Genomic DNA, 25,297 nt, shown 5'->3' with positions numbered 1-25,297 from the left:
GGTGGGGACCACGACCGGCCGCCCCGACACCATTCGTCACATGGGTACCGCAATCGGGGACGTACTCCCCCTCGCGATCGGCGTGGCCATCAGCCCCATTCCGATCATCGCGACGATCCTCATGTTGCTCACGCCGCGTGCCGGCAGCACCGCGACGGCGTTCCTCGCCGGCTGGGTGCTCGGGATCGCCGTGGCCTACGCGATCTTCGTGGTCGTCGGCAACGCAATCGATCTGTCGTCCGACTCGGACGGCAACGCCGTCACCGCCACCATCCGCCTCGTGCTCGGCCTCCTGCTGCTCGGCCTGGCCGTCAAGCAGTGGCGCAGCCGGCCCGCCCCGGGTGAGGAGCCGACGATGCCGGCGTGGCTGTCGGCGATGGACAAGGTCACGCCCGGCAAGGCCGTCGCACTCGGGTTCGGCCTCTCCGCCGTGAACCCGAAGAATCTGCTGATGATCGTCGGCGCGGCCGTCGCGGTCTCGCAGCTCGGTGTCAGTGGCGGGTCGATCGTCGTCACGGGAATCGTGTTCACCGTCCTCGCCGCGAGCACGGTCGCCATCCCGGTCATCGGCTACTTGACGATGCGTGAGCGGGCGACGTCGTGGCTGAACGGGCTGAAGACCTGGCTCACCGCCAACAACGCCGCGGTGATGGCGGTGCTGCTGCTGGTGATCGGCGTTTCGCTGCTCGGCAAGGGCATCGGCGGCTACTGACAGACGCCGACGGGCGTCCCGGCCGGGACCGGGACGCCCGTCGAACGAGTCAACGAGTCACTGACCGAAGCCCGCCTTGCGGAGCGCATCGGCCATGGATCCGCTCGCCGGACGCGAATCGGACCGCCGGTCCCGACCCTGACCGCCCCGACCCTGACCGCCCTGGCGCTGTCCGCCGCCCCGCTGCCCGCCCTGGCGCGGACCGCGGGCTCCCGGACCGCCCTTCGGGCCGGCGGTGGCACCGACCTCGTCGTCGAGGCGCAACGTCAGGCCGATCCGCTGGCGTTCGACGTCGACGTCGAGCACCTTGACCTTGACGACGTCGCCGGACTTCACGACCTCGCGTGGGTCGCTGACGAACGTGCGCGACATCGCCGACACGTGGACCAGTCCGTCCTGGTGGACGCCCACGTCGACGAACGCGCCGAACGCGGCGACATTGGTGACGACGCCCTCGAGCACCATGCCCGGCTTCAGGTGGGCCACCTTCTCGACGCCGGCCGCGAAGGTCGCGGTCTTGAACTCGGGGCGCGGGTCGCGACCAGGCTTGTCGAGCTCGGCGATGATGTCGGTGACGGTCGGCAGGCCGAACCGCTCGTCCGAGAACTCGGCCGGCCTCAGCTTCGACAGGACCGCGGTGTTGCCGATCAGCTCGCGCACGCCCGAACCGGACGCGTCGACGATCCGGCGCACCACCGGGTACGCCTCGGGGTGCACGGCCGACGCGTCGAGCGGGTCGTCGCCGTTCGGGATCCGCAGGAAGCCGGCGCACTGCTCGAACGCCTTCGGCCCGAGCCGCGGCACGTCCTTGAGCCCCTTGCGGCTGCGGAACGGGCCGTTCTGGTTGCGGTAGGCGACGATGCTCTCGGCGAGCGAGCCGGCGATGCCCGACACCCGCGACAGCAGCGGCACCGACGCCGTGTTGACGTCGACGCCGACCGCGTTGACGGCGTCCTCGACGACGGCGCCGAGCGAACGCGCCAGCATCGTCTCGGACACGTCGTGCTGGTACTGCCCGACGCCGATCGACTTCGGGTCGATCTTCACCAGCTCGGCGAGCGGATCCTGCAGGCGTCGCGCGATCGACACCGCGCCGCGGATCGAGACGTCGAGGTCGGGCAGCTCCTGCGAGGCGTACGCCGACGCCGAGTACACCGACGCTCCCGCCTCGGACACCATGACCTTCGTCAACCCCGCCTCGGGGAACTTCGAGATCAGTTCGGCGGCAAGCGCATCCGTCTCGCGCGACGCGGTGCCGTTGCCGATGGCGACGAGCTCGACGCCGTGCTTGGCTGCGAGGGCGGCGAGTGTCGCGAGCGACTGGTCCCACTTGTTGTGCGGCTGGTGCGGGTAGATCGTGTCGTGCGCGACGACCTTGCCGGTCGCGTCGACGACCGCGACCTTGGTGCCGGTGCGGAAGCCCGGGTCCAGGCCCATCGTGGCGCGGGTGCCGGCTGGAGCCGCCAGCAGCAGGTCCTTGAGGTTGGCCGCGAACACGTCGACGGCGTCCTTCTCGGCGGACTGCCGCAGGCGCATGCGGGTATCGATGCCCAGCGTGATCAGCATCTTCGTCTTCCACGCCCAACGAACGGTGTCGAGCAGCCAGCGGTCGGCCGCACGCCCCCGGTCGGCGATGCCGAACCGGGACGCGATCCGGGCCTCGTAGACGCTGGTCTCGCCCGGCTCGAGCGGCTCACGGTCGGACGCGAGGGTCAGCGAGAGGATCTCTTCCTTCTCGCCGCGGAACATCGCAAGGATGCGGTGCGACGGCAGCTTCTCGAACGGCTCCGAGAACTCGAAGTAGTCCGCAAATTTGGACGACTTGGCTCCTTCAAGTTCTTTGCCCTCGCGCACCTTCGACTCGAGCTGCCCCCTGGTCCACATCAGCTCGCGCAGCTCACCGACCAGGTCGGCGTCCTCGGCGAACCGTTCGACGAGGATCGCGCGCGCACCCTCGAGCTGCTCGGCGGTGTACTGCGACGGGTCCTGCGTGGGATCGCCGAGCAGCGCGTCCGCGACGGGCTCGTGTCCGGCCTCCCGCGCGATCTGCGCCTTCGTGCGCCGCTTCGGCTTGTACGGCAGGTAGATGTCCTCGAGCCGAGCCTTGGTGTCGGCCAGCATGATCTGCTGCTCGAGCTGGGCGTCGAGCTTGTCCTGCGAGCGAATCGATTCGAGGATCGCGACGCGGCGCTCGTCGAGCTCGCGCAGGTACCGCAGTCGTTCCTCGAGCTGACGCAGCTGAGCGTCGTCGAGGGCACCCGTGACCTCCTTGCGGTAACGGGCGATGAACGGAACCGTGGCCCCGCCGTCGAGCAGGTCGACGGCCGCCGCGACCTGCCCCTCCCGCACCTCGAGCTCTTCGGCGATACGCTGGTTCACAGATTTGAGAGCAGTCGTCACGGCGAACGACCCTACCGCTAGCCTGTCGTGAGCGTCGGCAACGAGGCCGTCCGTTGCGATTCCCTGGAGGACCCGATGCCGAGGGTGCTGTGGCGCCTCGCGGCGGCCTGCGCGACCACCCTGGTGGTCGGCGGCTGCGTGTTCACTCACGAACCGAACGACCCGTCCGCAGCGCTTCCTGCGGCCGACATCTTTCCCGCCGCCGAGGGGCCCGCGGGCACCCTCGAGGATCGGATGGTCACGGCCGCGAACGCCGCACTCGATCGCGGCGCCGACATCTCGCTCGCGCTCCTCGACCGCAGCGAGGGAGACTACGCCGCACTCGCGGACACCGTCCCGTTCCCCACCGCCTCGGTCGCCAAGTTGTTCATCGCCGACGACGTGCTCTACCGCGAGTCGCAGGCCGAAATCGTTTTGACGCCCGACGAACACGACCGCATCGGCCGGATGCTCGAACGCTCCGACGACGACGCAGCGAACGGGCTGTGGAACGACTACGGCGGATCGGCGATCGTCGTGGACGTGGCCGACCGGTACGGGCTCGCCGCGACCACCACCCCGTACGACGACAACTGGTGGAACACCGAGACCACACCGGCCGACGTCGTCGACTACTACGTCGGACTCCTCGACGGCAGGGGTGGACTCGACGACGCCCGCCGCAACGAGATCCTCGATCACCTACGCCACTCCGACGACATCTCGTCGGACGGCTACGACCAGCGGTTCGGGCTGCCCGACGGCCTCACGTCCGAGCCCGACCTCGCCGTCAAACAGGGCTGGATGTGCTGCATCGACGACCAGTGGATCCACGTCTCGACCGGCATCGTCGGCGACGACGACCGCTTCGTGCTGGTGCTGGTGTCCCGGGAGGACCTCGACTACGGCGACGCCGACGCCGACTACCCCGACACCTCGCTCACCGCGGCGGTCGACGACGTCAGTGCCGCACACGCACGCGAGACCATCACCGCCGTCGTCCGAACCCTGTTCCCGCAGAGGCGAATCCAATAGCTCGTGCCTCCTCCTTCACCGGCGGTCTCACGCGTCGAGGCCTGTCGGCAGGCCTGTGTCGTACAGCGAGAGCACATCGCTCGTGCCGCGAAGCGTGTCGACGACGCAGCGTGCCGGCGAGGCGAGCACCTGCGGGTAGTCGATCTCACCGAGCGACGGATCAGCCTTCCAGGCAATCCTTTCCGCGTCGAGCGAGAATTCCGCCTGGATACCCGCCTTGTTGCCGCGTGGGTCCTGGCGATGCCAACCTCCTTCGAGATGGATCGCGACCAGCCCGTGCAGTACGTGCCCGTCGTCGTGCGTGAGGCGTTGGTAGCAGAGGCCCGTCGGAACACCTTCGGATCGCAATAGTGCAGCCAGCAGGTGCGACTTTGCGTAGCAGAGCCCCACGCGCTCTGCGAGAACGTCGTTCGCAGTCACTGTCACGCGAGGGTCCTGGACGTCGTACGAGTGATCGACCCGGTCGCGTACCCATTCGAACGCGGCCTTCGCGAACGACGCATCACCACCCGTTCGCTCGCGCAACCGACGCGCCAGCAACCGGACAGCCGGCGACTGCGACTGGATGATTCCGTCGTCTCCGAGATAGGTCTTGGGGGCAGCTGCTTCCAGCGCCAGACAGGGATTCGCCACAGCCGGAACTGTAGAGCTGGCGGCTTCCTGGCGCATCCGGATTTCCACACGGGAGGCACTCTCCCCTGCGCCCGCGCTAGCTGCGTCCGGCGCCCACCAGGTCGTCGGTGGCGATGACCTCCCGCGCGGCGCGCTCCCCCGAGCGCACCGCTCCGTCGACCCAGCCGCACATGACGGCCGAACTCTCGGTGCCCGCCCAGTGGATGCGCCCGCACGGCGCGCGCAGCGCCGGCCCGAATTCGGTGAGCACCCCGGTCGGCGCGTGGCTGAGCATGCCGCCGCCGGAATACCGCTCGGCACTCCAGTCCTGCTCGACGAAATCGATCGGCGCCGCCGCCGAGCTGCCGAATCGTTCGGTGAGCGCGCCGAGTACCGCGGTTCGGCGCTCCGGCGCCGTCAACCGACCGAGCTGGCGGGCGCGCGGACCCTCGACGATCACACACAACACTCCCGGGGCCGGCGCATCGGTGCCGGCATCGATCGTGACCATCGCAGCCGATCCCGGTGCCGCGGACTGCCCGGACAGCCCGTCCGCGCGCCAGAACGGTTCGTCGTAGAGCACCGACATCTTGCGGATCGCGCCGCTCGGCATCCGCTGGTGCAGGAACGTGCGATCGACCGGCAGCAACGGCTCGTACCGGATCTGTCCGGCGACCGCGATCGGCACCGCGACGACCGCCCGCCGGGCACGAACCGTCAACTGGTCGGTCGAGACGGTGACGCCCCCGTCGTCCTGCGCGATGGCGCGCACCGGCTGCGACAGGTGTACGGATCGGCCCAGTTCGGCGGCCATCGGCCGGTAGATCGCGCCCATCCCGCCGACCGGACGCGCATCCTGCGCCGCGTCCTTGACGCCCAGCACGAAGCCCGGTCCGCCACCCGACGCCATCTGGTACAGCACGAACAGGAACGACACCTCCGACGCGGCCGACGTGTAGCAACCCGCGATCGCCATCTCGAGTAGTTCGTGCGCGGGCCTGGACAACACATTGTCGTCGAGCCACTTCGCGAGGCTGATCCGATCCCACTCGGCCGCCCGCTTCGCCTCCCACGGCGCGTCGAGCGGGATCGCCTTGCACAGCTCGCCGAGTTCGAGGAACACCGTGCCCAGGTTCGCGACGGCCCAGGGGCTCATCGTCATCGGGATCGCGCCCTGGTAGCGATACTTCTTGCCGTCGACCATCATCATGGCGTCGCCGTCGGTGAACTGCTTGTAGCTCGGCACCCCGAATTCGGTCATCAGCGCCTGGATCCGGTCCTGGCCGGGACCGATCCACGCCCCACCGCGGTCGATCCACACGCCGTCGTCGCGGGTTTCGGTGAAGGTGCGTCCGCCGAGCCGGTCACGAGCCTCGAGGACGGTGACCGAGCGGCCCGCCTGTTTGAGTCGCAGGGCGGCGGTCAACCCCGCGAATCCGGCCCCCACGACGCAATAGTCGACATCGGCCATCACAGATCACCTCGAGTTCCTGCCTACCCGGGCGACCTCGTCAGGTCAAAGGTCGGTGCCAACCGATCAGGAAAGGAGATCGGGCCGACGCTCGGCCGTGCGCTGCAGCGACTGCGCCCGCCGCCAGGCCGCGACCTTGGCGTGATCGCCGGAGAGCAGCACCGGCGGCACGTCGAGACCGCGCCAACTGACCGGACGCGTGTAACTGGGGCCCTCGAGGAGCCCGTCGGAGAACGAATCCTCCTGGTGGGACTGCTGATTGCCGAGCACACCCGGCAGCAGACGAACGACGGCCTCGACCATCACGAGCACCGCGGCCTCGCCGCCGATCAGCACGTAGTCGCCGATCGACACCTCTTCGACCCGCACCCGGCGGCCCGCGTCCTCGAACACCCGCTGGTCGATGCCCTCGTACCGGCCGCACGCGAAGACCAGGTGCTTCTCCTCGGCCCAGCGGTGCGCGGTGGCCTGCGTGAACGGCACACCGGCGGGGGTGGGAACGATCAGCAGGGCGTCGGCGTCCGGGTCACCGTTCTCGTCGGTGAGGACCTCGTCGAGCGCATCGCCCCACACGGTGGGCTTCATGACCATGCCAGGCCCGCCGCCGTACGGGGAATCGTCGACGGCCTTGTGGACGTCGTGGGTCCAGCGTCGCAGATCGTGGACGCCAACGGAGATGAGTCCCTTGTCGATCGCCTTGCCGAGCAGGGCAGCCCGGAGCGGCTCGAGGTACTCGGGGAAGATCGTGACTACGTCGAGACGCACGGTGGTTCGGTCACTCCTCGTTACGGCTGTCGCCGAAGTCGGGGTCGAGCAGGCCCTCCGGCGGGTCGATCTCGATGACACCGTCGGCGATCGAGATCGTCGGCACGATGGCGGTCACGAACGGCACCAGCAGTTCGCCCGACGTCTGCCCTTCAGGGCGAACGGACAGCAATTCCCCTGCAGCGGAATGCAATACCTCGATCACGGTGCCCACCGGGGCGCCGGCGTCGGGGCGTCCGGCGGCCATCCGCACGGCCAGGCCCTCGAGCTCGTGGTCGTAGAACTCGTCCGGGTCGTCGGACGGGGTCAGTTCGGCGGAGTCGATGACGAACAGCATGCCGCGAATGTCGTCGGCGGTGTTGCGGTCGCTGACGCCACGCAGGCGCAGCAGAAGCCGCCCGGAATGCTCCCGGGCGGCTTCCACCACGTACGTATGCAGCGTGTTCTCGCGCGGCTTGCGACCACGCAGTTCGGCACCGACAGCGAAGCGCTCCTCGGGTTCGTCGGTGCGAACCTCGACGACCAACTCTCCCCTGATGCCGTGCGACTTGACGACGCGGCCTACGACGAGTTCCACTGCGGAACTACAGATCGGTGTCGACGACGTCGACGCGGATCCCACGGCCCCCGATACCGGAGACGAGGGTCCGCAGGGCGGTCGCGGTACGACCACCGCGACCGATCACCTTACCGAGATCGTCGGGGTGCACGTGCACCTCGACGGTGCGCCCCCGACGCCCCGTGATCAGCTCGACGCGAACGTCGTCGGGGTTGGCGACGATCCCACGGACGAGATGCTCGACGGCATCGGCGACAACGGCGCTCATTACTCGGCAGCCTCGGTGGACTCGGCGTCCGCGGCGGGAGCCTCGGCCTCAGCGGCCTCTTCCTTCGCGGCCTTCTTCTTCTTGGGGGTGATGGCCTCGGCCACCGGCTCGTTCTCGGCCTGCGCCAGCGCGGCCTGGAACAGCTCCAGCTTGGACGGCTTGGGCTCCTTGACCTTGAGGGTGCCCTCGGCGCCCGGCAGGCCCTTGAACTTCTGCCAGTCACCGGTGATCTTCAGCAGGTTCTCGACCGGCTCGGTCGGCTGCGCGCCGACACCCAGCCAGTACTGAGCGCGCTCCGAATCGATCTCGATCAGCGAGGGCTCTTCCTTCGGGTGGTACTTGCCGATGGTCTCGATCGCACGGCCGTTGCGGCGGGTGCGAGAGTCCGCGACGATGATCCGGTACTGCGGGTTGCGGATCTTGCCGAGGCGGGTGAGCTTGATCTTGACAGCCATGCGCTGCGAATCTCCTTCAGTGCGCACACCAGTGCACACGTGTCACGTGCAATTCAGCGACCCACCAGGGTGGTGAGTCCGGTTTTGCCTCTCTCCTGTGACCGTCGCGCGGTGCGTAACCGGATGCGACGAACAGCGGTTCATTCTGCCAGACGACCCGCACGGAACGGAAACGCAGGTCGGCACGCTGCTGCGCCCCAGCTCAGGTGAGCAGAACCACGCGGCGCCCCTACGGCGACCATTCCCACCTCGGGTACCGTCGAAGTGTGGCGCGTACCAGTCGAAAGAGCCGACCAGCACTGATTCTGCTGGTCGTCGTCGCCGCCGTCGGGTGCCTTGCGCTCGGCTGGTGGCAGTGGACGCGATTCGAGTCCGTGGGTGGCACGGGCCAGAACCTCGGCTATGCGTTCCAGTGGCCGCTCTTCGCGGCATTCGTCGTCTACGCCTACCGGCGGTTCGTCCAACTCGAGGACGGCCGCGACGAGGACACCACCGACGGCTCGGACGGCAGCGCCTCGGACGACCAGCCGACAGAGATCCCCGAGGGTCTGCTTCCGGAACGCCCGAAGGCGCCATCGGCGACCGCCGCGGATCTCGACGACCCCGAGGCGCGACAGATGCTCGAGTACAACGATTACCTCGCAGAGCTCTCCGCTCGCGAGCCCGATAGGAGCGACAAGTGAGCGGCGGCCCCCACGAGACCACACCGCAGCAGACCCGACCCACGACGGCGCCGGCCGGCCGGGACAACCAGAAGATCGCGTCCGCGCTCCTGCGCTACCGCGTGCTGGCCTACGCGACCGGTATCTGGCTCCTCGTGCTCACCGCCGAGATGGTGGCCAAGTACATCTTCGGTGTCGACAACCTGCCGACCTGGATCGCGATCGTCCACGGCTGGGTGTACTTCGTGTACCTGATCATGACGATCGACCTCGCGGTCAAGGTGCGCTGGCCCGCGGGCCGCACCATCGGCACGCTGCTCGCCGGCACCGTCCCGTTCCTGTCGTTCTTCGTCGAGCACTGGCGCACCGTGCAGGTCAAGAAGGACTTCGGGGTCTGAGCGACCGCCGGTCCCCCACGTACGCCGAAGGGTCCGTCTCGTCACCGAGCGGACCCTTCGCGCGTGTGCAGGCGTTACGCCTTCGCCAATTCGGCGAGTGCCGGCACCAGCTGCGCCAGCGCGCGGCCGCGGTGCGATGCGGCGTCCTTCTCCTGCGGCGACAGCTCGGCCGACGTCCGCTGCTCGCCCTCGGGCTCGAAGACAGGGTCGTAGCCGAACCCGTTCTCGCCGCGCGGTTCGCGGGCGATCCGCCCACGCCACTCCCCGCGCACCACCACGGTGTCCCGCCCGGGGATCGCGAGCGCGCACGCCGACACGAACGCGCCACCGCGGCGCTCGTCGGGCACGTCGGAGAGCTGAGCGAGCAGCAGCGCCGTGTTGGCGCCGTCGTCGCCGTGCCCGCCGCTCCAGCGCGCCGACAACACCCCCGGCATGCCGTTCAGCGCGTCGACCTCGAGCCCGGAGTCGTCGGCGACGCACGGCAGCCCGGTGGCCGCGGCACCGTCGACGGCCTTGACGATCGCGTTCTCCTCGAACGTCGCGCCGGTCTCCGGCGTCTCGGGGAACTCGGGGACCTCGTCGAGACCGATCACCTCGAGTCCCTCGATGCCGGCGGCGGCGAGGACGCGGCGCAGCTCACCGAGCTTCTTGGCGTTGCGGCTGGCGACCAGGATCCTGCCGCTCAACTGCCGAACGCCTTCTTCTTCGGTTCGGACGACTCAGGCAGCACGCCCGGGTACGGCTCGGCGAGCGCGGCCTTCTGCACCTCGAACAGCTTCTCGCAGCCGGCGAGCGCCGAGTCGAGAAGCTTGTCGAGCGTCGAGCGCGGGAACGTCGCGCCCTCGCCGGTGCCTTGGATCTCGACGAGCGTGCCGGTGTCCGTCGCGACGACGTTCATGTCGACCTCGGCGCGCGAATCCTCCTCGTACGGCAGGTCCAGCCGGACACGGCCGTCGACGACGCCGACGCTGACGGCGGCGATCGCGCACGAGATGGGCTGCGGGTCGGCCAGGCGACCGGCGGCGCGCAGGTAGGTCACGGCGTCGACCAGCGCGACGTACGCGCCGGTGATGGCGGCGGTGCGGGTTCCGCCGTCCGCCTGGAGCACGTCGCAGTCGATGGCGATCGTGTTCTCACCGATCGCGGCCAGGTCGATGCACGCGCGCAGCGAGCGGCCGACCAGTCGGCTGATCTCCTGGGTCCGGCCACCGACCTTGCCCTTGACCGATTCGCGGCCGCTGCGGGTATGGGTCGCGGCGGGCAGCATCGCGTACTCGGCGGTGAGCCAGCCCAGCCCGGAGCCCTTGCGCCAGCGCGGCACGCCCTCCTCGACGCTCGCGGTGCACATGACCCGCGTGTTACCGAACTCGACCAGCACCGAACCTGCGGGATGGCTCGTGAAACCGCGGGTGATCCGAACCTCGCGGAGCTCGTCGTCCGCCCTACCGTCTTCTCGTGTCATCACGACCGAAAGCCTAGCCGTCGGCTGTGAGCGCGAAGGGGTGGCGTCAGACGGTATAGACGTCCCCTGCCGACACCGCGTGCACCGGCCCGGAGAATTCCGCCTTCGCCTCGGCGATGACGTCCTCGCGGGACGTCCACGGCGGGATGTGGGTGAGCAGCAGCTCCCCGACGCCGGCGCGGGCGGCGACCTGACCGGCCTCGGTGCCGGAGAGGTGGATGCCTTCGGGCCGATCGGGGCTGTGCGTCCACGACGCCTCCGACAGCAGCACGTCGGCACCGCGGGCGAGGTCGACGACGGCATCGCACATGCCGGTGTCGCCCGTGTACGCGAGGACGCGTCCCGCCTTGCTGGTGACGCGGAAGCCGTACGACTCCGGCGGATGGTTCACCTGCCAGGCCTGCACGGTCAGTTCGCCGATCTCGGCGACGTGCCCGTCGGACCAGTTGCGCAGTTCGATGGTGTCGGAGATGTCGTCGACTTCACCGCCGCACTCCGCGGACGCGACACCGATGCGGCAGGCGCTGTCGGTGGGGCCGTAGACGAGGGCGCGGCCGGCGGGCGGATTCGGGTGGTACCGGCGCCACACCAGCAGACCCGGCATGTCGAGGCAGTGGTCGGCATGGAGGTGGGAGAGCAGGATCGTCGCCTCGCCCGGATCGGCGTGCTTTTGCAGGGCTCCCAGGACGCCCGGGCCGAAATCCATGACCACCGGCGGAGTGCCCGGCGCGGTCAACAAGTAGCCCGACGCAGCCGAGTCAGGTCCGGAGACGCTGCCCGAACATCCCAGGACCGTAATGCGCATGCCAGCTATGCTGCCACGATCACCCGGCTCTCAAAAAGCTTCGGTCACTTTCGGCGGCGTCAACTCACATCCGACGTCGGATTGTGATGCGCCATTTCACAGTCCGGGGCCTGTGACGATCGAGTCAGCCCGGCAGGCGCGGCACGGTGGACACGCCGCCCGTTCCCGGTGCCGGGACACCACCCTTTCTGCGGGTGTCCGACGACAGCGCCCACGCCGCCACGACACCACCGATCGCCCCGAACAGATGCCCCTGCCAGGAGATCCCGTACTGCCCCGGCAGCACGCCCCACAGCATGCCGCCGTAGACGAACAACACGACGACGCCGAGCAGGATCTGTCCGACGCTGCGGGTGAAGATGCCGCGGACCAGCAGGTATGTGAGCCAGCCGAAGACGAGGACGGACGCGCCGAGGTGCGAGCCGGCGCCCCCGGTCAGCCACGTTCCGATCCCGCCGATCACCCAGATGATGCCGGTCGCGGCCAGTCCTCGGCCGATCCCGGAAAGCAGCACCAGGAATCCGAGGACCAGCAGCGGGACCGTGTTGGCCAACAGATGACCCCACCCGAAGTGCAGCATCGGCGCGAACAGGACGCCCCACAACCCGTCGAGGGTCCGCGGCTCGACGCCCCACGCGTCCAGACGATTTCCGGCGACGGTGTCGATCGCCTCGAGCACGTAGAGCACCGCGACGAAACCACCGATGGTGATCGCCGCGCGCTGCCACATCGGGCGCGGGGCGCGCGCCGGGTTCGCCTGCAGTTCGGATCCGGTTGTCACGGAGTCGAGCGTACCGACCACCACCGACGAGCGGTCGGTGTCGAACGACTGCTCGATCTAGTCGGAGGCCCCGAACGCCGACGGGAACACGTCCCGGTACCCGGGGATGCCCGCGACAGCGGTGGCCGAGAGGACGGCGTCGACGATTGCCCGCTGCACGCACTGCGCCGCCGCGGAACAGACCGCGTCCAAGATCGGCAGCTCGGCCGGGAACGCTGCGGGCACCCCGTCCGGGGACGGGGTCTCGTGGGTCCCCGTCGCGAGCGCGAAGATCGTGTCGCCGTCGAGCGGGGAATGCGCAGGCCGGATCGCGCGGGCCAGGCCGTCGTGCCCCGCGACCGCGACCCGGCGGCACGACGCCTTCGACAGCGTCGCGTCGGTCGCGACCACCCCGATCGTGGTGTTGAGGACGGTCGCCTTCTCCCCCAGCGTGTTTGCGGCGGCAATGTCGTCGGCCGACGGCCGCCGGATCCCGCGCCGCTCGGCATCTGCGAGCGTCAGGCCCCACGGCAGGCCCGTCTCCGGATCCCACACGGAACCGACCGGGTTGGCGACCATGAGCGCGGCGACGGTCACGCCGTCCGCCGGTCCACCCTGGATGACCGTGCTCGCCGTGCCGACGCCGCCCTTGAGGACTCCGGCCCGGGCGCCGGTGCCGGCTCCGACACTGCCGGTGTCGACGGCGGTACCCGCCCGGTCCGCCGCCCGGTAGCCGAACTCCGCGGTGGGCCGGGTGTGCCAGTCCCCGACGGGCAGATCGAAGATCACCGCGCCCGGCACGATGGGGACCACCTGGCCTGGTGCGCCCATCGGGATGCCGTGATCGTGCTCCTCGAGCCAGCGCATGACACCGTCGGCCGCGGCCAGACCGTACGCACTGCCGCCGGACAGCAGCACAGCGTTGACCTGCTGCACCGAATGGCTCGGGTCGAGCAGGTCGGTCTCACGGGTGCCGGGGCCGCCGCCGCGCACGTCGACGCCGGCGGTCGCTCCGGACGGGACGAGCACGACGGTGCAACCGGTGGCCGCGCCGGAGCCGAGGGCGGCGTCGGCGTCGAGTCGGTGGTCGTGCCCCACGAGGACGCCTTCGACGTCGGTCAGGGAGTCCGACGGCCCGGTGACCACCGGCCGAGGCGCGGTCACGACATCAGCGCCTGGACGAGCGAGTCCTGCATCCACGTCAGCCAGTGGTAGACGTCGAGGTGCGGGGCCCGGGGGTCACCTTCCTCCAACTCGTCAGGTGTGTCGGCGTCGATACCGAGATTGGTGCCGAGCGCCAGGCGGATGTCGTTCAGGCCGGCGAGCCACGCGTCGGCCTGCTCCGGGGTGAGCGCGACCTTGCCGCCCTCGGCGGGCACGGTCTGCAGCATGACGGCGCCGGCCGCGATCTTGTCGTCGATGATGTCCGGCTCGTGCAGGCTGCGCAGCGCACTGTTGACGTTGCCCCGCTCGGGATCGTTGTCGGGTGCGTCGGGGTCCGCACGTTGGAAGTCCGGCAGCAGCCGGGCCAGGACCGCGTCCGACGGGGTGTCACTGTTGCCGGTGCGCATGCCGGTGAGCGCCGCCAGTTCGTCGGTGGGCGCCGACGAGGCCCGCTCCTCGAGCAGCCCGGTCACCGAGGACACCAGCGACCGCAGCACTGCCGCCTCGTGTGCGTCCATCTCCGAACGCAGTTTCATTCCGCCGAGCGAGTTCTTCCTCGTCCAAGTCCGCACGTCTGTACCCGGGATCCTTACGGTCGAGATGGATGTGTTGGGCGCCTAGCTGCTGTCACGTTGCATCGTGGCCCACAGGCCGGCGGCGTGCAGCTTGCGCACGTCGTTCTCGACCTTGTCGCGTGAGCCGCTCGAGACGACCGCCTTGCCTTCCTTGTGGACCTGCATCATCAGGTCCGTGGCCTTGGCTTTGCTGTAGCCGAAGAGCTTCTGAAAGATGTACGTCACGTAGTGCATGAGGTTGACGGGGTCATCCCAGACGACAGTGACCCAAGGCCGGTCCAGCGCCTCGGTCGTCTGCTCGATCTCCGCCTCCTGGGGCGCCGCGGCGGGCATCTTTCCGACCGGAACTGCGGTCGGGGGAATCACTGTGGAGCACTGCGCCATGGGTCCAGGGTACGGCGTGGGCTCCGAACTCGACACCCGCGCCCGGCGACCGAATCGTAAAGTTGGGCGCGTGGCAACCGTTTCTGCACAAAGCGCCGGAGACCGTCCGAGTACCGCGCTGTTCACCGACCAGTACGAGTTGACGATGGTCGAGGCGGCCCTCGCCGACGGCTCGGCCGACCGCGCGTGCAGCTTCGAGGTGTTCGCCCGGCGCCTGCCCGACGGACGCCGGTACGGCGTCGTCGGCGGCATGGGCCGACTCCCGGATGCCTTGGCGCGCTTCCGGTTCGGTGAACCCGAGCTCGAGATCGTCTCACGGTTCCTCGACGCCGCGACCGTCGAATGGCTCCGCGATTTCCGCTTCTCCGGTGACATCGACGGTTATCGCGAGGGCGAGCTCTACTTCCCCGGGTCGCCGATCCTGTCGGTGCGCGGCACGTTCGCCGAATGTGTCCTACTCGAAACCCTGATGTTGTCGATCCTCAACCACGACAGCGCTATCGCGTCGGCGGCGGCGCGCATGGTCAGTGCCGCCGACGGCCGCCGGATGATCGAGATGGGGTCGCGGCGCGCGCACGAGGAGTCCGCGGTGGCGTGCGCCCGCGCGGCGTACGTCGCCGGGTTCGACGCGACGTCGAATCTCGAGGCGGTGCGTCGTCACGGGGTGCCCGGGGCGGGCACCAGCGCACACGCCTTCACCTTGTTGCACACCACCGACGGCAGCCCGAACGAGGAGGCCGCCTTCCGGGCCCAGGTCGCGGCGCTCGGGGTCGGCACGACGCTGCTGGTGGACACGTACGACATCACGCAGGGCGTCAAGAACGCGGTCGCGGCGGCCGGTACCGGGCTGGGCGGTGTGCGCATCGACTCCGGCGACCTGGGTGTGCTCACGCGTCAGGTCCGCGAGCAGTTGGACGCCCTGGGCGCGACCGGCACCAGGATCGTCGTGTCCGGCGATCTCGACGAGTACTCGATCGCCGCGCTGCGCGCCGAACCGGTCGACTCGTACGGCGTCGGGACCTCGCTGGTGACGGGATCGGGCGCGCCGACGGCCGGAATGGTCTACAAGCTGGTCGAGGTCGACGGTGTCCCGGTGGAGAAGCGCAGCGCTCACAAGCAGTCCCGCGGCGGCACCAAGCGCGCCGTGCGACTCAGCCGGGCGTCGGGCACGGTCGTCGAGGAGGTCCTGTACCGCGCCGGCACACCGGCACCCGATCCCGGCGAGTTCGCGGCGCGCGAGTTGCTGATCCCGCTCGTGCGGGGCGGCGAGATCGTCGACGGGCTGCCGACCCTCGAGGACGCCCGCGCCCTGCTGGCACGAAACCTTGTCAGCCTGCCGTGGGAAGGACTCAAGCTCTCGCACGGCGAACCGGCCGTGCCGACCCGCTTCGCGGCGCCGGCCGGGGACACCGCGGCCGGCCCGATCAGCGCCGGAGAGGGGTGGCGATAGTGACCGGACGGGCGCTGCTCGTCGTCGACGTCCAGAACGACTTCTGCGAGGGCGGTTCGCTCGCCGTCGCCGGCGGTGCGACGGTCGCCGCGGACGTCAACGATCTCCTCTCGGGCCAGGGGTACACGGCGATCGTGGCGACGCGCGATCACCACGTCGATCCCGGCCCGCACTTCTCCGACCACCCGGATTTCGTCGACACGTGGCCGCCGCACTGCGTGGCCGGGACGCCGGGGGCCGAGTTCCACCCGGCGCTCGAGACCGGGCCCATCCAGGAGGTGTTCTCGAAGGGCGCGTACAGCGCCGCGTACTCGGGTTTCGAGGGCGTGTCACCGACGGGCGAGTCGCTTGCCGACTGGCTGCGCCACCACGACGTCGACGCGGTGGACGTGGTCGGCATCGCGACCGATCACTGCGTGCGGGCAACGGCCCTGGACGCGGCGACCGCGGGGTTCCGCACCCGCGTGCTGCTGGCGTACACCGCCGGCGTCTCCCCCGTCACCGTCGAGGCGGCGCTCGCCGAACTCGACGACGCGGGCGTCGAACTGGTCGGACAGGTCGCCGACCGCACCTGACGGTGGCGGGCAGTACCCTGTTGCCGTGCCCGACCGTGAGCTTCCGAACGTCCCCGACCTCCTCAAGCTCGCGGTCCGCTCGCTCGGCGGCAAGGAACGCCAGAACCAGCTGACGATGGCGTCCGCCGTCGCGCACTCGATCGACACCGGCGAGCACCTGGCGGTACAGGCCGGCACCGGTACCGGCAAGTCTCTCGCATACCTGGTGCCCAGCGTGCGGCACGCGGTCGAATCGGGACGCACCGTCGTCGTCTCGACCGCGACGATCGCGTTGCAGCGTCAGCTCGTCGATCGCGACATGCCCCGTCTCGCCGAGGCGCTGAAGCCCGCCCTCGGGCGCCTTCCCCGGTTCGCCATCCTCAAGGGCCGCAGCAACTACCTGTGCATGAACAAGATCCACACCGGCATGGCGCAGGACGATCCGCCGGAGGCAGAACTGTTCGACGCGTTTGCCGTCTCCCGGTTGGGCCGCGAGGTGCAGCGGCTGACGAAGTGGTCGTCGGACACCGAGACCGGCGACCGCGACGATCTCGTGCCCGGCGTCAGCGACCAGGCGTGGCGGCAGGTGAGCGTCAGCGCCCGCGAGTGCCTCGGCAAGTCCCGCTGCCCCGTCGGCGAGGACTGCTTCGCAGAACGCGCCCGCGCCGAGGCCGCGCAGGTGGACGTCGTGGTCACCAACCACGCGATGCTCGCGATCGACGCGATCTCGGGGATCGCGGTGCTGCCCGAGCACGACGTGGTGGTCATCGACGAGGCCCACGAACTGGTCGACAGGGTGACCGGCGTCGCGACGGCGGAACTGGCGGCGTCCGCGATCAGCGCGGCGGCCCGCCGCTGCGTCAAGCTCGTCGAGGAACAGGACGTCGATCGGCTCGAGGCCTCCGCCGAGGGCTGGGCGGAACTGCTCGAGCAACTTCCCGGCGAGCGGTGGGACGCCCTGCCCGACGGTGTCGCACCCGCGCTGGCCGCCATCCGCGACGCCGCGTGGAACGTGCGCACGGCGATCGGGCCGTCCAAGCCGGGCATGGCGGCCGCCGACCCGGAGGCCGCGGCGGCCCGCAATGCGGCGCTGTCGGCGATCGACGAGGTCCACGACAGCGCGGTACGGGTACTCACCGCGTTCGACGAACCCGATCCGGCGAAGCGCAAGGACGTCGTGTGGCTCTCGGTCGACGAGAACCGGGGAAACGTGCGCCGCGTGGTGCGGATGGCTCCGCTGTCGGTGGGCGGGCTGCTCCGCGCGAGCCTGTTCGCGGAGTCCACGGTGGTGTTGACGTCGGCGACGCTGACGGTCGGCGGCTCGTTCGACGGCCTCGCCGTGAACTGGGGGCTGCCGCCCGAGTCGCCGTCCCGCAGCGACACCGCCACCGCTATCGGCAAGGAGGCGCCGTCGGATTCCGGTGCGTTGCATTGGAATTCACTCGACGTCGGCTCGCCGTTCGACCACGCCAAGTCCGGAATCATGTACATCGCCCGTCATCTGCCGCCGCCGGGGCGCGACGGTCTGTCCCCCGTGTTCCTCGACGAGATCGAGGAACTGGTGACCGCGGCCGGCGGCCGGACGCTCGGGTTGTTCTCGTCGATGCGGGCCGCGAAGGCCGCCGCCGAGGCGATGCGCGACCGCCTCGACGTGCCGGTCCTGTGCCAGGGCGACGACGCGACCGGCACGCTGGTGAAGAGGTTTGCGGAGGACGAGCCGACGACACTGTTCGGCACGCTGTCGCTGTGGCAGGGCGTCGACGTGCCCGGCCCCTCGCTGAGCCTGGTGATCCTCGACCGCATCCCGTTCCCCCGCCCCGACGACCCGCTGCTGGTGGCGCGCCAGCAGGCGGTGGAGTCCCGCGGCGGCAACGGCTTCCTCTCGGTGGCCGCGAACCACGCGGCGCTGCTGCTCGCGCAGGGCGTGGGCCGACTGCTGCGCAGTGTCGACGACAAGGGTGTGGTCGCGGTGCTCGACTCGCGCCTGGCGACGGCCCGGTACGGCGGTTACCTCCGCGCGTCGCTGCCGCCGTTCTGGGAGACGGCCGATCCGAAGGTGGTGCGTCAGGCACTCGCGCGGATCGCGGCCTCGCGCCCGGGTTCCTGAACACGCCGGGGACGTAGGGCAAACCCGGGTCGGCGGCGCCGGTTCGTCCTATGCTCGGGCGATGGACCCGGTGATCTCGGTTCGCGGACTCGCCAAACGCTTCGGCGACGTCCATGCCCTCGACGGTCTCGATCTCGAGGTCGGCCCCGGCGAGGTCCACGGGTTCCTCGGACCCAACGGTTCGGGCAAGTCCACCACCATCCGTGTGTTGCTCGGTCTGCTGCGCGCCGACGGCGGGGACGTGTCGGTCCTGGGAGCAGATCCGTGGCGCGACGCGGTGAGCCTGCACCGACACCTCGCATACGTACCGGGCGACGTGAACCTGTGGCCCAATCTCACCGGCGGCGAGGCCATCGACCTGTTCGGTCGGCTGCGCGGCGGCCTCGACGACAGGCGCCGCCAGGAGTTGATGGAACGGTTCGAACTCGATCCCACCCGCAAGGGTCGCACGTACTCGAAGGGCAACCGGCAGAAGGTGGCGCTCATCGCGGCGCTCGCGGCGGACGCGCAACTGCTGATCCTCGACGAGCCGACGTCGGGGCTGGACCCGCTGATGGAGGCGGTGTTCCAGCAGTGCATCGGTGAGGCGGCGCGGGACGGCCGCACGATCCTGCTGTCGAGTCACATCCTCGCCGAGGTCGAGTCGCTGTGCGGGGTGGTGACGATCATCCGCGCCGGCCGGACGGTGCAGAGCGGGACGCTGCGCGAGCTGCGCCACCTGACCCGCACCACGGTCACCGCCACCACCCGGGAGTCGCCGGACGGGCTCGGGGCGGCACCGGGGGTGCACAATCTGCAGCCCCTCGACGACCAGGACAACAGCGTGACGTTCGACGTCGACTCCGACCGCGTCGACTCGGTGATGTCCACGCTCGCCGGCCTCGGCGTCGTCACGATCACGGCCCACCCACCGACGCTCGAGGATCTCTTCCTGCGCGAGTACAGCGACGAGTTCGATTCGCTGGGCATCGAGCGGTGATGACGACGCAGGTCGCGGGAATCCCCCAGGCCACCCGGCCCGCGGACGCATCCACCACGGATCCGCTCGCGGGCACGTGGACACTCACCCGGCTGGCGCTACGGGTCGATCGGGCCCGCCTACCCGCGTGGGTGATCGCGGTCGGCGGGTCCACGGTGCTGCTGGCGTCGAGCTACCAGACCCTCTACCCGACGCCCGAGTCCCGGCAGGCCCGCGCCGCCCTGATCGAGTCCCCCGCCGCAACGGCGCTCGCCGGGCCGGGTTACGGGCTGTCGGACTACACCCTCGGCGCGATGGTCGCCAACGAGATCGCGGGGATGACGATGATCGCCGTCGCGATCATGTCGGTGCTGCTGGTGACCCTGCATCTGCGCACCGAGGAGGAGACCGGGCGCGCGGAGATGTTGCGCTCGGGCGTGGTGGGCCGGTTCGCCGCGATCACCTCGGGGCTCGCGGTGGTGCTGCTGGCGAACCTGCTGATCGGGCTGATCCTGGGCCTCGGGCTCACCGCCGTCGGCCTGCCGGCGCTCGGGTCGTGGAACCTCGCTGCGGGCGTGTTCATGGTGGGCCTCGCGTTCGGTGCCACGTCGGCACTGTTCTCCCAGGTCACCGAGCACGCCCGCACCGCAAGCGGATTGGGACTGGTCGCTGTCGCCGTCGCGTATCTGCTGCGCGCGATCGGCGACGTCCGCGCCAAGGAGGACGGCAGCCTGTGGTCGTGGCTGTCGCCCATCGGCTGGGCGCAGTCCACCCGCGCCTACGTCGACGAGCGGTGGTGGCCGCTGCTGCTCGGACTCGCTGCGGTGGTCGTCGGCATCGTGCTCGCATACCTGGTGGTGGGCCGGCGCGACGTCGGCGCGGGCCTGGTGGCACCGCGCGGCGGCCGGCCCCGCGCCAGCAGCATGCTGACCGGGATCGCGGCACTGACACTGCGCATGCAGCGCAACCAGATCGTGGCCTGGGGCATCGGCATCGCCGCGCTGGCATTCCCGATCGGCGCCTTGGGCCAGCAGGTCGCCGAGTTCGTCAACCAGGACCCCCGCCTGGCCGGACTGCTGCCGGGCGGCGAGAACAACGCGGCACAGGGCGCGTTCGCGCTGTACCTGGTGTTCCTGGCGATCATGGCGTGCATGTACTCGATGACCGCGATCCAGTCGGCGCGCAACGAGGAGACGTCCGGGCGCGCCGAGGACGTGCTCGCCAGCCCGGTGTCGCGGTGGCGGTGGCTCGGCGCGCAGTTGGCCGTGATCAGTGTCGCGACGTCCGTGATCGTGCTGGCCGCCGGGGCCGCGATGGGGGTCACCGCGGCCGCGACCCTGCACGACGGGTCGATGTTCGGCCGGCTCGTCGGCTCGGCCGCGAACTTCCTGCCGGCGACGCTGACAGTGATCGCGCTGACCGCCGCGGTGTACGCGTGGTTCCCGCGGCTGCTGGCGGTGGTGTGGGGGTACCTCGGGTACGCGCTCGTGATCGGGATGTTCCTCGAGGTGCTGCCCGACTGGACGGGATGGGCGTCGCCGTTCCACTTCACGCCGAACCTGCCGGCCGACGAGTTCGACGTCGCGCCGCTGATCGTGCTGACCGGGATCGCGGCGGCGCTGTACACGCTGGCGCTGGTCGGCTTCCGCCGCCGCGACATCCAGTCCTGACCGGCCCGGGAGGTCACCGTGCCCGACATTGAATACCGGCTCCCCCAGCAGCTCCGGTTGGTCACGGACCTTCCCGGTCCGCGGTCGCTCGCCCTGGCCGCCCGCCGCCGGGACGCGGTGGGCGCGTGCGTGGCGTCGGCGGTACCGGTGTACGCAGCGGACGCGGACGGCGGCGTGATCGTCGACGTGGACGGCAACTCGCTCATCGACTTCGGCTCGGGCATCGCGGTGACCGGCGCCGGGGCGTCGAACGCGGCCGTGGCCGCGGCGGTGCGGGAGCAGGCGGAGCGGTTCACACACACGTGTTTCATGGTGACGCCGTACGAGGAGTACGTGGCGGTGGCCGAGCGTCTGGTCGCGCTGGCCCCGGGCGCCCACGAGAAACGGGCGGCGCTGTTCAACAGCGGCGCCGAGGCCGTCGAGAACGCGATCAAGATCGCCCGCCACGCGACCGGCCGCGACGCCGTCGTCGCGTTCGACCACGCGTACCACGGGCGCACCAACCTCACGATGGCACTGACGGCGAAGAACCTGCCGTACAAGGACGGCTTCGGCCCGTTCGTCCCCGAGGTCTACCGGATGCCGATGTCGTATCCGTTCCGCGAGCCACCGAATCCGGACGGCACCGTGGTGACCGGCGAGCAGGCGGCGCGACGCGCGATCGACCTGATGGACAAGCAGATCGGTGCCCGTCGTATCGCGGCGATCGTGCTCGAGCCGATCCAGGGCGAGGGCGGGTTCATCGTCCCCGCACCGGGATTCGTGCCGACGCTGGCGGTGTGGGCACACGCCAACGGGATCGTGTTCGTGGCCGACGAGGTGCAGACCGGATTCGCCCGCACCGGTTCGTGGTTCGCGTGCGAACACGAGGGCGTCGTCCCGGACCTGATGACGCTCGCGAAGGGCATCGCGTCGGGTCTTCCGCTCTCGGCGGTGGTCGGACGCGCCGACCTGATCGACGGGGTGCACATCGGTGGGCTGGGCGGCACGTACGGCGGCAACCCGGTCGCATGCGCCGCCGCCCTGGCGACGCTCGACCAGATGCGCGATCTCGACCTGTGCGGGCGGGCCCGCCGGATCGAGGAACTCGCGCGGCCGCGGCTGCAGGCCCTCGCCGACGACGTCGACATCGTCGGCGAGGTGCGCGGGCGCGGCGCGATGCTCGCCCTCGAGTTCGTCCGCCCCGGCACCCGCGAGCCGAATCCGGAGGCCACCAAGCGGATTGCGGCACAGGCCCTCGAGCGCGGCGTCCTGGTGCTGACGTGCGGCACCTACGGCAACGTCATCCGGCTGCTGCCGCCGCTGGTGATCCCCGACGCCCTGCTCACGACGGGACTCGACGTCGTCGAGTCCGTCATCCGCCAGGTCTAGACGTACGGTGCCGCGACCAGACCGAGTTCGGCGTCGGTCGCGAGCAGCCGGTGGTGCGGCAGGACGCGGACGGTGTAGCCCACCGACCCGGACACCGGCAGCGGCGTGGTCGCGACGAACACTTCCCCCAGCCCGTCGGTGCCGGCGTGCGCCATCGGCACGGTCGTCACGTCGGTGAGGTCCTCGTCCGGACCGACCCGGCCCAGCACGGCCTGCACGACGACGTCCTCCGGCGACAGGCCGCCGAGACGGACGAACGCCCGCAGCGACAGGTCGGCACCGATCTCGGGGTTGTCGGGCAGCCCGGCGCTGTCGACCTGCGCCACCTGCACAGCCGGCCACGCGGACTCCACGCGCCGCCGGTACTCGGCGACCTCGCGTGCGCCGGAGAAATTGTCGGGCAGCATGTTCCGGGCCGCGACCGCGGCCGGCGCGTAGTACTCGACGGCGTAGTCGCGCACCATGCGTGACGCCAGCACCTTGGGGCCGAGGCTCTGCAGGGTGTGCCGGACCATCTCGAGCCAGCGGGTCGGCAGCGCGCGCTCGTCGCGCTCGTAGAACCGCGGCAGCACCGACCGCTCGAGCAGTTCGTACAGCGCGGTGGCCTCGAGGTCGTCGCGGCGAACCTCGTCGACGACGCCGTCCGCGGTGGGGATGGCCCAGCCGTTCTCGCCGTCGAACATCTCGTCCCACCAGCCGTCGCGGATGGACAGGTTGAGGCCGCCGTTGAGCGCCGACTTCATGCCCGACGTACCGCACGCCTCGAGCGGCCGCAGTGGGTTGTTGAGCCACACGTCGCAGCCCCAGTACAGGTAGCGGGCCATCGACATGTCGTAGTCGGGCAGGAACACGATGCGGTGCCGGACGTCGTGCTGGTCGGCGAAGCGGACCACCTGCTGGATGAGCGCCTTGCCGCCCTCGTCGGCGGGGTGGCTCTTACCGGCGACCACCAACTGCACCGGACGCTCGTCGTCGAGCAGCAGGGCCTTCAGCCGCTCGGGATCGCGCAGCATGAGCGTCAGCCGCTTGTAGGTCGGGACACGGCGGGCGAAGCCGACCGTCAGCACGTTCGGATCGAACACCCCTGTGGTCCAACCGAGTTCGGCCTCGGTGGCGCCGCGCTCGAGCCACGACGCGCGCACGCGTCGGCGCACCTCGTCCACGAGTTGCGCCCGTAGCGTGTTCCGCGTCGACCACAGCTCGGCCGGATCGATCTCGTGCAGCCGCTCCCAGCCGCGCGCCTCCTCGAGCTGTTCGGGGCCGACCAGGCACCGCGCGAGGTCCATCCACTCGCGGGCCGCCCACGTCGGCGCGTGGACGCCGTTGGTGACCGATCCGATCGGCACCTCGGCCGCGTCGAACCCCGGCCACAGCGACTCGAACATCCCCCGGCTCACCTCGCCGTGCAGCTTGGAGACGCCGTTGGCGCGCTGGCCGAGGCGCAGGCCCATGTGTGCCATGTTGAACACACCCGGGTCGTTCTCGGCACCGAGGCCGAGAATGCGATCGACGGCCAGGCCGGGTAGCAGCGTCGACTCGCGCTCGCCCTCGCTGCCACCGAAGTAGCGGCGCACCAGGTCCGCCGGGAACCGGTCGATGCCGGCGGGCACCGGGGTGTGGGTGGTGAACACGGTGCCCGCGCGCACCGCAGCGAGCGCGGCGTCGAAGTCCAGCCCGGAGCCGGTGATCAGCTCCCGGATGCGCTCGAGGCCGAGGAAGCCGGCGTGGCCCTCGTTCATGTGGAACACCTCGGGGTCCGCGAGCCCGTGCGCACGGGTGTACGCGCGCACCGCCCGGACGCCGCCGACACCGGCGAGGATCTCCTGCTTGATGCGGTGGTCCTGGTCGCCGCCGTACAGCCGGTCGGTCACCGCGCGGAGTTCCGGATCGTTCTCCGCGATGTCCGAGTCGAGCAGCAGCAGCGGCACCCGGCCCACCTGCGCGATCCACACCCGCGCCCGCAGCACCCCACCGCCGGGCATCGCGACGTGTACCAGGACCGGGGCCCCCGCGCCGCCGTCGCCAGACGTCTCGGTGAGCAGCCGCAGCGGCAGTCCCTGCGGGTCGTGGGCCGGGTAGTGCTCGGCCTGCCAACCGTCCGCGGTGAGGGACTGCCGGAAGTACCCGGAGCGGTACAGCAGCCCGACGCCGATCAACGGCAGACCGAGATCCGAGGCGGCCTTGAGATGGTCACCGGCGAGGATGCCCAGGCCCCCGGAGTAGTTCGGGAGCACCTCGGTGACGCCGAACTCCATCGAGAAGTACGCGATGCCGGTCGCCAGTTCGGCGCCCTTGTCGAGCTGGTCCTGGTACCAGCGCGGGCGGGCCAGGTAGTCGTCGAGATCCGCGGCCGCGCGATCCAGATCGGCCAGGAACACCGGATCGACCGCGAGGTCGTCGAGTCGGTACGGATCGACCTCGCCGAGCATGCGGACCGGATCGTGGCGCACCACCGTCCACAGCTCGGGGTCGATCGACGCGAACAGATCCTGGGTCGGAGGATGCCAGGACCAACGCAGATTGGTCGACAGCGGCCCCAGTGCCGCGAGGCGCTCGGGCAGATGGGCTCGGACGGTGAACCGACGCAGGGCTTTCACGCCGCGAAGACTACCCACTTTCGACGCCGACGACCCGCCGAGCAGCCAGGCCCGCGGGAACGCGACGGCGCCCTCCGGTTCGGTCGAAGGCGGGATCCGAACCGGAGGGCGCGAGACTGCTTCC

25 protein-coding genes are annotated in these 25,297 nt (G+C 70.3%); 10 read left to right on the top strand and 15 right to left on the bottom strand.

Going from position 1 to position 25,297, the window contains the following annotated elements:
* Window positions 1–40: 40 nt before the first annotated feature.
* On the top strand, window positions 41–712 hold the full coding sequence (locus ABTV10_RS09430) for a GAP family protein (protein WP_499034239.1): 672 nt from the start codon (window positions 41–43) through the stop codon (window positions 710–712).
* A gap of 57 nt (window positions 713–769) precedes the next feature.
* Here ABTV10_RS09430 and ABTV10_RS09425 read toward each other — a convergent pair whose 3' ends face one another.
* Entirely contained in the window at window positions 770–3,112 is a 2,343-nt protein-coding gene (locus tag ABTV10_RS09425) for a Tex family protein (RefSeq protein ID WP_499034238.1), read from the bottom strand.
* A gap of 27 nt (window positions 3,113–3,139) precedes the next feature.
* Between ABTV10_RS09425 and ABTV10_RS09420 the strand changes: the two genes are divergently transcribed.
* Window positions 3,140–4,126, top strand: a complete 987-nt coding sequence (locus tag ABTV10_RS09420) for a serine hydrolase (RefSeq protein WP_499034236.1) — start codon at window positions 3,140–3,142, stop codon at window positions 4,124–4,126.
* Between the two features lie 27 nt (window positions 4,127–4,153).
* Here the strand turns inward: ABTV10_RS09420 and ABTV10_RS09415 are convergent, their stop codons facing one another.
* From ABTV10_RS09415 to rpsP, 6 genes are all read right to left on the bottom strand, one after another.
* Window positions 4,154–4,795, bottom strand: coding sequence for a transglutaminase-like domain-containing protein (locus ABTV10_RS09415; protein ID WP_499034234.1), 642 nt, complete (start codon window positions 4,793–4,795; stop codon window positions 4,154–4,156).
* A 40-nt stretch (window positions 4,796–4,835) separates the two neighbouring features.
* The gene (locus tag ABTV10_RS09410; RefSeq protein WP_499034232.1) at window positions 4,836–6,209 is read right to left on the bottom strand and encodes a flavin monoamine oxidase family protein; all 1,374 of its coding nucleotides are present in this window, start codon (window positions 6,207–6,209) and stop codon (window positions 4,836–4,838) included.
* A 66-nt stretch (window positions 6,210–6,275) separates the two neighbouring features.
* The gene (gene trmD, locus ABTV10_RS09405; RefSeq protein ID WP_499034229.1) at window positions 6,276–6,974 is read right to left on the bottom strand and encodes a tRNA (guanosine(37)-N1)-methyltransferase TrmD; all 699 of its coding nucleotides are present in this window, start codon (window positions 6,972–6,974) and stop codon (window positions 6,276–6,278) included.
* Window positions 6,975–6,984: 10 nt separating this feature from the next.
* Window positions 6,985–7,551: a ribosome maturation factor RimM gene (gene rimM / locus ABTV10_RS09400; protein ID WP_499034228.1), complete on the bottom strand. Its 567-nt coding sequence runs from the start codon at window positions 7,549–7,551 to the stop codon at window positions 6,985–6,987.
* Between the two features lie 7 nt (window positions 7,552–7,558).
* Window positions 7,559–7,801, bottom strand: coding sequence for an RNA-binding protein (locus tag ABTV10_RS09395; RefSeq protein WP_005513947.1), 243 nt, complete (start codon window positions 7,799–7,801; stop codon window positions 7,559–7,561).
* A complete protein-coding gene (gene rpsP / locus ABTV10_RS09390; protein WP_433611902.1) occupies window positions 7,801–8,256 on the bottom strand; it encodes a 30S ribosomal protein S16 in 456 nt (151 codons plus the stop codon). The genes ABTV10_RS09395 and rpsP overlap by 1 nt, the downstream gene beginning before the upstream one ends.
* Before the next feature lie 266 nt (window positions 8,257–8,522).
* On the opposite strand from rpsP, the gene ABTV10_RS09385 reads away from it, so the two are divergent.
* Entirely contained in the window at window positions 8,523–8,939 is a 417-nt protein-coding gene (locus ABTV10_RS09385) for a hypothetical protein (protein WP_499034225.1), read from the top strand.
* Entirely contained in the window at window positions 8,936–9,316 is a 381-nt protein-coding gene (locus tag ABTV10_RS09380; RefSeq protein WP_433611898.1) for a DUF3817 domain-containing protein, read from the top strand. Before ABTV10_RS09385 ends, ABTV10_RS09380 begins: the two co-directional genes overlap by 4 nt.
* A gap of 74 nt (window positions 9,317–9,390) precedes the next feature.
* On the opposite strand, the gene rdgB is transcribed toward ABTV10_RS09380, so the two are convergent.
* The 7 genes from rdgB to clpS form a co-directional block, all read right to left on the bottom strand.
* Entirely contained in the window at window positions 9,391–10,002 is a 612-nt protein-coding gene (rdgB, locus tag ABTV10_RS09375) for an RdgB/HAM1 family non-canonical purine NTP pyrophosphatase (RefSeq protein WP_499034222.1), read from the bottom strand.
* Entirely contained in the window at window positions 9,999–10,778 is a 780-nt protein-coding gene (gene rph / locus ABTV10_RS09370) for a ribonuclease PH (RefSeq protein WP_499035155.1), read from the bottom strand. The genes rdgB and rph overlap by 4 nt, the downstream gene beginning before the upstream one ends.
* Window positions 10,779–10,824: 46 nt before the next feature.
* A complete protein-coding gene (locus tag ABTV10_RS09365) occupies window positions 10,825–11,583 on the bottom strand; it encodes a cyclic nucleotide-degrading phosphodiesterase (RefSeq protein WP_499034220.1) in 759 nt (252 codons plus the stop codon).
* A gap of 124 nt (window positions 11,584–11,707) precedes the next feature.
* The gene (locus ABTV10_RS09360) at window positions 11,708–12,364 is read right to left on the bottom strand and encodes a rhomboid family intramembrane serine protease (protein WP_499034218.1); all 657 of its coding nucleotides are present in this window, start codon (window positions 12,362–12,364) and stop codon (window positions 11,708–11,710) included.
* 57 nt (window positions 12,365–12,421) lie between these two features.
* The gene (locus tag ABTV10_RS09355) at window positions 12,422–13,507 is read right to left on the bottom strand and encodes a P1 family peptidase (protein WP_499034216.1); all 1,086 of its coding nucleotides are present in this window, start codon (window positions 13,505–13,507) and stop codon (window positions 12,422–12,424) included.
* Entirely contained in the window at window positions 13,504–14,079 is a 576-nt protein-coding gene (gene aosR, locus ABTV10_RS09350; RefSeq protein ID WP_499034215.1) for an oxidative stress transcriptional regulator AosR, read from the bottom strand. Before aosR ends, ABTV10_RS09355 begins: the two co-directional genes overlap by 4 nt.
* Before the next feature lie 45 nt (window positions 14,080–14,124).
* Entirely contained in the window at window positions 14,125–14,466 is a 342-nt protein-coding gene (gene clpS, locus ABTV10_RS09345; protein WP_127916031.1) for an ATP-dependent Clp protease adapter ClpS, read from the bottom strand.
* A gap of 70 nt (window positions 14,467–14,536) precedes the next feature.
* On the opposite strand from clpS, the gene ABTV10_RS09340 reads away from it, so the two are divergent.
* The 6 genes from ABTV10_RS09340 to gabT all read left to right on the top strand — a co-directional run bounded on the left by ABTV10_RS09340 (window position 14,537) and on the right by gabT (window position 22,576).
* On the top strand, window positions 14,537–15,916 hold the full coding sequence (locus ABTV10_RS09340) for a nicotinate phosphoribosyltransferase (protein ID WP_499034212.1): 1,380 nt from the start codon (window positions 14,537–14,539) through the stop codon (window positions 15,914–15,916).
* Complete coding sequence (locus ABTV10_RS09335) at window positions 15,916–16,491, top strand: isochorismatase family protein (RefSeq protein ID WP_499034210.1); 576 nt, start codon at window positions 15,916–15,918, stop codon at window positions 16,489–16,491. The genes ABTV10_RS09340 and ABTV10_RS09335 overlap by 1 nt, the downstream gene beginning before the upstream one ends.
* A 25-nt stretch (window positions 16,492–16,516) precedes the next feature.
* The gene (locus ABTV10_RS09330) at window positions 16,517–18,577 is read left to right on the top strand and encodes an ATP-dependent DNA helicase (protein ID WP_499034209.1); all 2,061 of its coding nucleotides are present in this window, start codon (window positions 16,517–16,519) and stop codon (window positions 18,575–18,577) included.
* 61 nt (window positions 18,578–18,638) lie between these two features.
* Window positions 18,639–19,556, top strand: coding sequence for an ABC transporter ATP-binding protein (locus ABTV10_RS09325; RefSeq protein ID WP_499034207.1), 918 nt, complete (start codon window positions 18,639–18,641; stop codon window positions 19,554–19,556).
* On the top strand, window positions 19,556–21,205 hold the full coding sequence (locus ABTV10_RS09320) for an ABC transporter permease (RefSeq protein ID WP_499034206.1): 1,650 nt from the start codon (window positions 19,556–19,558) through the stop codon (window positions 21,203–21,205). Before ABTV10_RS09325 ends, ABTV10_RS09320 begins: the two co-directional genes overlap by 1 nt.
* Window positions 21,206–21,223: 18 nt before the next feature.
* The gene (gabT, locus tag ABTV10_RS09315) at window positions 21,224–22,576 is read left to right on the top strand and encodes a 4-aminobutyrate--2-oxoglutarate transaminase (RefSeq protein WP_499034205.1); all 1,353 of its coding nucleotides are present in this window, start codon (window positions 21,224–21,226) and stop codon (window positions 22,574–22,576) included.
* Here gabT and glgP read toward each other — a convergent pair.
* Window positions 22,573–25,173: an alpha-glucan family phosphorylase gene (gene glgP, locus ABTV10_RS09310; RefSeq protein WP_499034204.1), complete on the bottom strand. Its 2,601-nt coding sequence runs from the start codon at window positions 25,171–25,173 to the stop codon at window positions 22,573–22,575. The two genes, gabT and glgP, sit on opposite strands and share 4 nt — an antisense overlap.
* Window positions 25,174–25,297: the final 124 nt, after the last annotated feature.

This window comes from Paraburkholderia sp. RHO2, assembly GCF_050955445.1.
Lineage (GTDB): Bacteria > Actinomycetota > Actinomycetes > Mycobacteriales > Mycobacteriaceae > Prescottella > Prescottella agglutinans_A.
This window is presented reverse-complemented; position numbering and strand designations above follow the sequence as displayed.

What these genes read in the sequence shown, in the direction of transcription:
- ABTV10_RS09430 (WP_499034239.1), top strand. Translation starts at nt 41, where the DNA reads ATGGGTACCGCAATCGGGGACGTACTCCCCCTCGCGATCGGCGTGGCC.
- ABTV10_RS09415 (WP_499034234.1), bottom strand. Translation starts at nt 4,795, where the DNA reads ATGCGCCAGGAAGCCGCCAGCTCTACAGTTCCGGCTGTGGCGAATCCC.
- ABTV10_RS09410 (WP_499034232.1), bottom strand. Translation starts at nt 6,209, where the DNA reads ATGGCCGATGTCGACTATTGCGTCGTGGGGGCCGGATTCGCGGGGTTG.
- ABTV10_RS09395 (WP_005513947.1), bottom strand. Translation starts at nt 7,801, where the DNA reads ATGAGCGCCGTTGTCGCCGATGCCGTCGAGCATCTCGTCCGTGGGATC.
- rpsP (WP_433611902.1), bottom strand. Translation starts at nt 8,256, where the DNA reads ATGGCTGTCAAGATCAAGCTCACCCGCCTCGGCAAGATCCGCAACCCG.
- rph (WP_499035155.1), bottom strand. Translation starts at nt 10,778, where the DNA reads ATGACACGAGAAGACGGTAGGGCGGACGACGAGCTCCGCGAGGTTCGG.
- ABTV10_RS09365 (WP_499034220.1), bottom strand. Translation starts at nt 11,583, where the DNA reads ATGCGCATTACGGTCCTGGGATGTTCGGGCAGCGTCTCCGGACCTGAC.
- clpS (WP_127916031.1), bottom strand. Translation starts at nt 14,466, where the DNA reads ATGGCGCAGTGCTCCACAGTGATTCCCCCGACCGCAGTTCCGGTCGGA.
- ABTV10_RS09325 (WP_499034207.1), top strand. Translation starts at nt 18,639, where the DNA reads ATGGACCCGGTGATCTCGGTTCGCGGACTCGCCAAACGCTTCGGCGAC.
- ABTV10_RS09320 (WP_499034206.1), top strand. Translation starts at nt 19,556, where the DNA reads ATGACGACGCAGGTCGCGGGAATCCCCCAGGCCACCCGGCCCGCGGAC.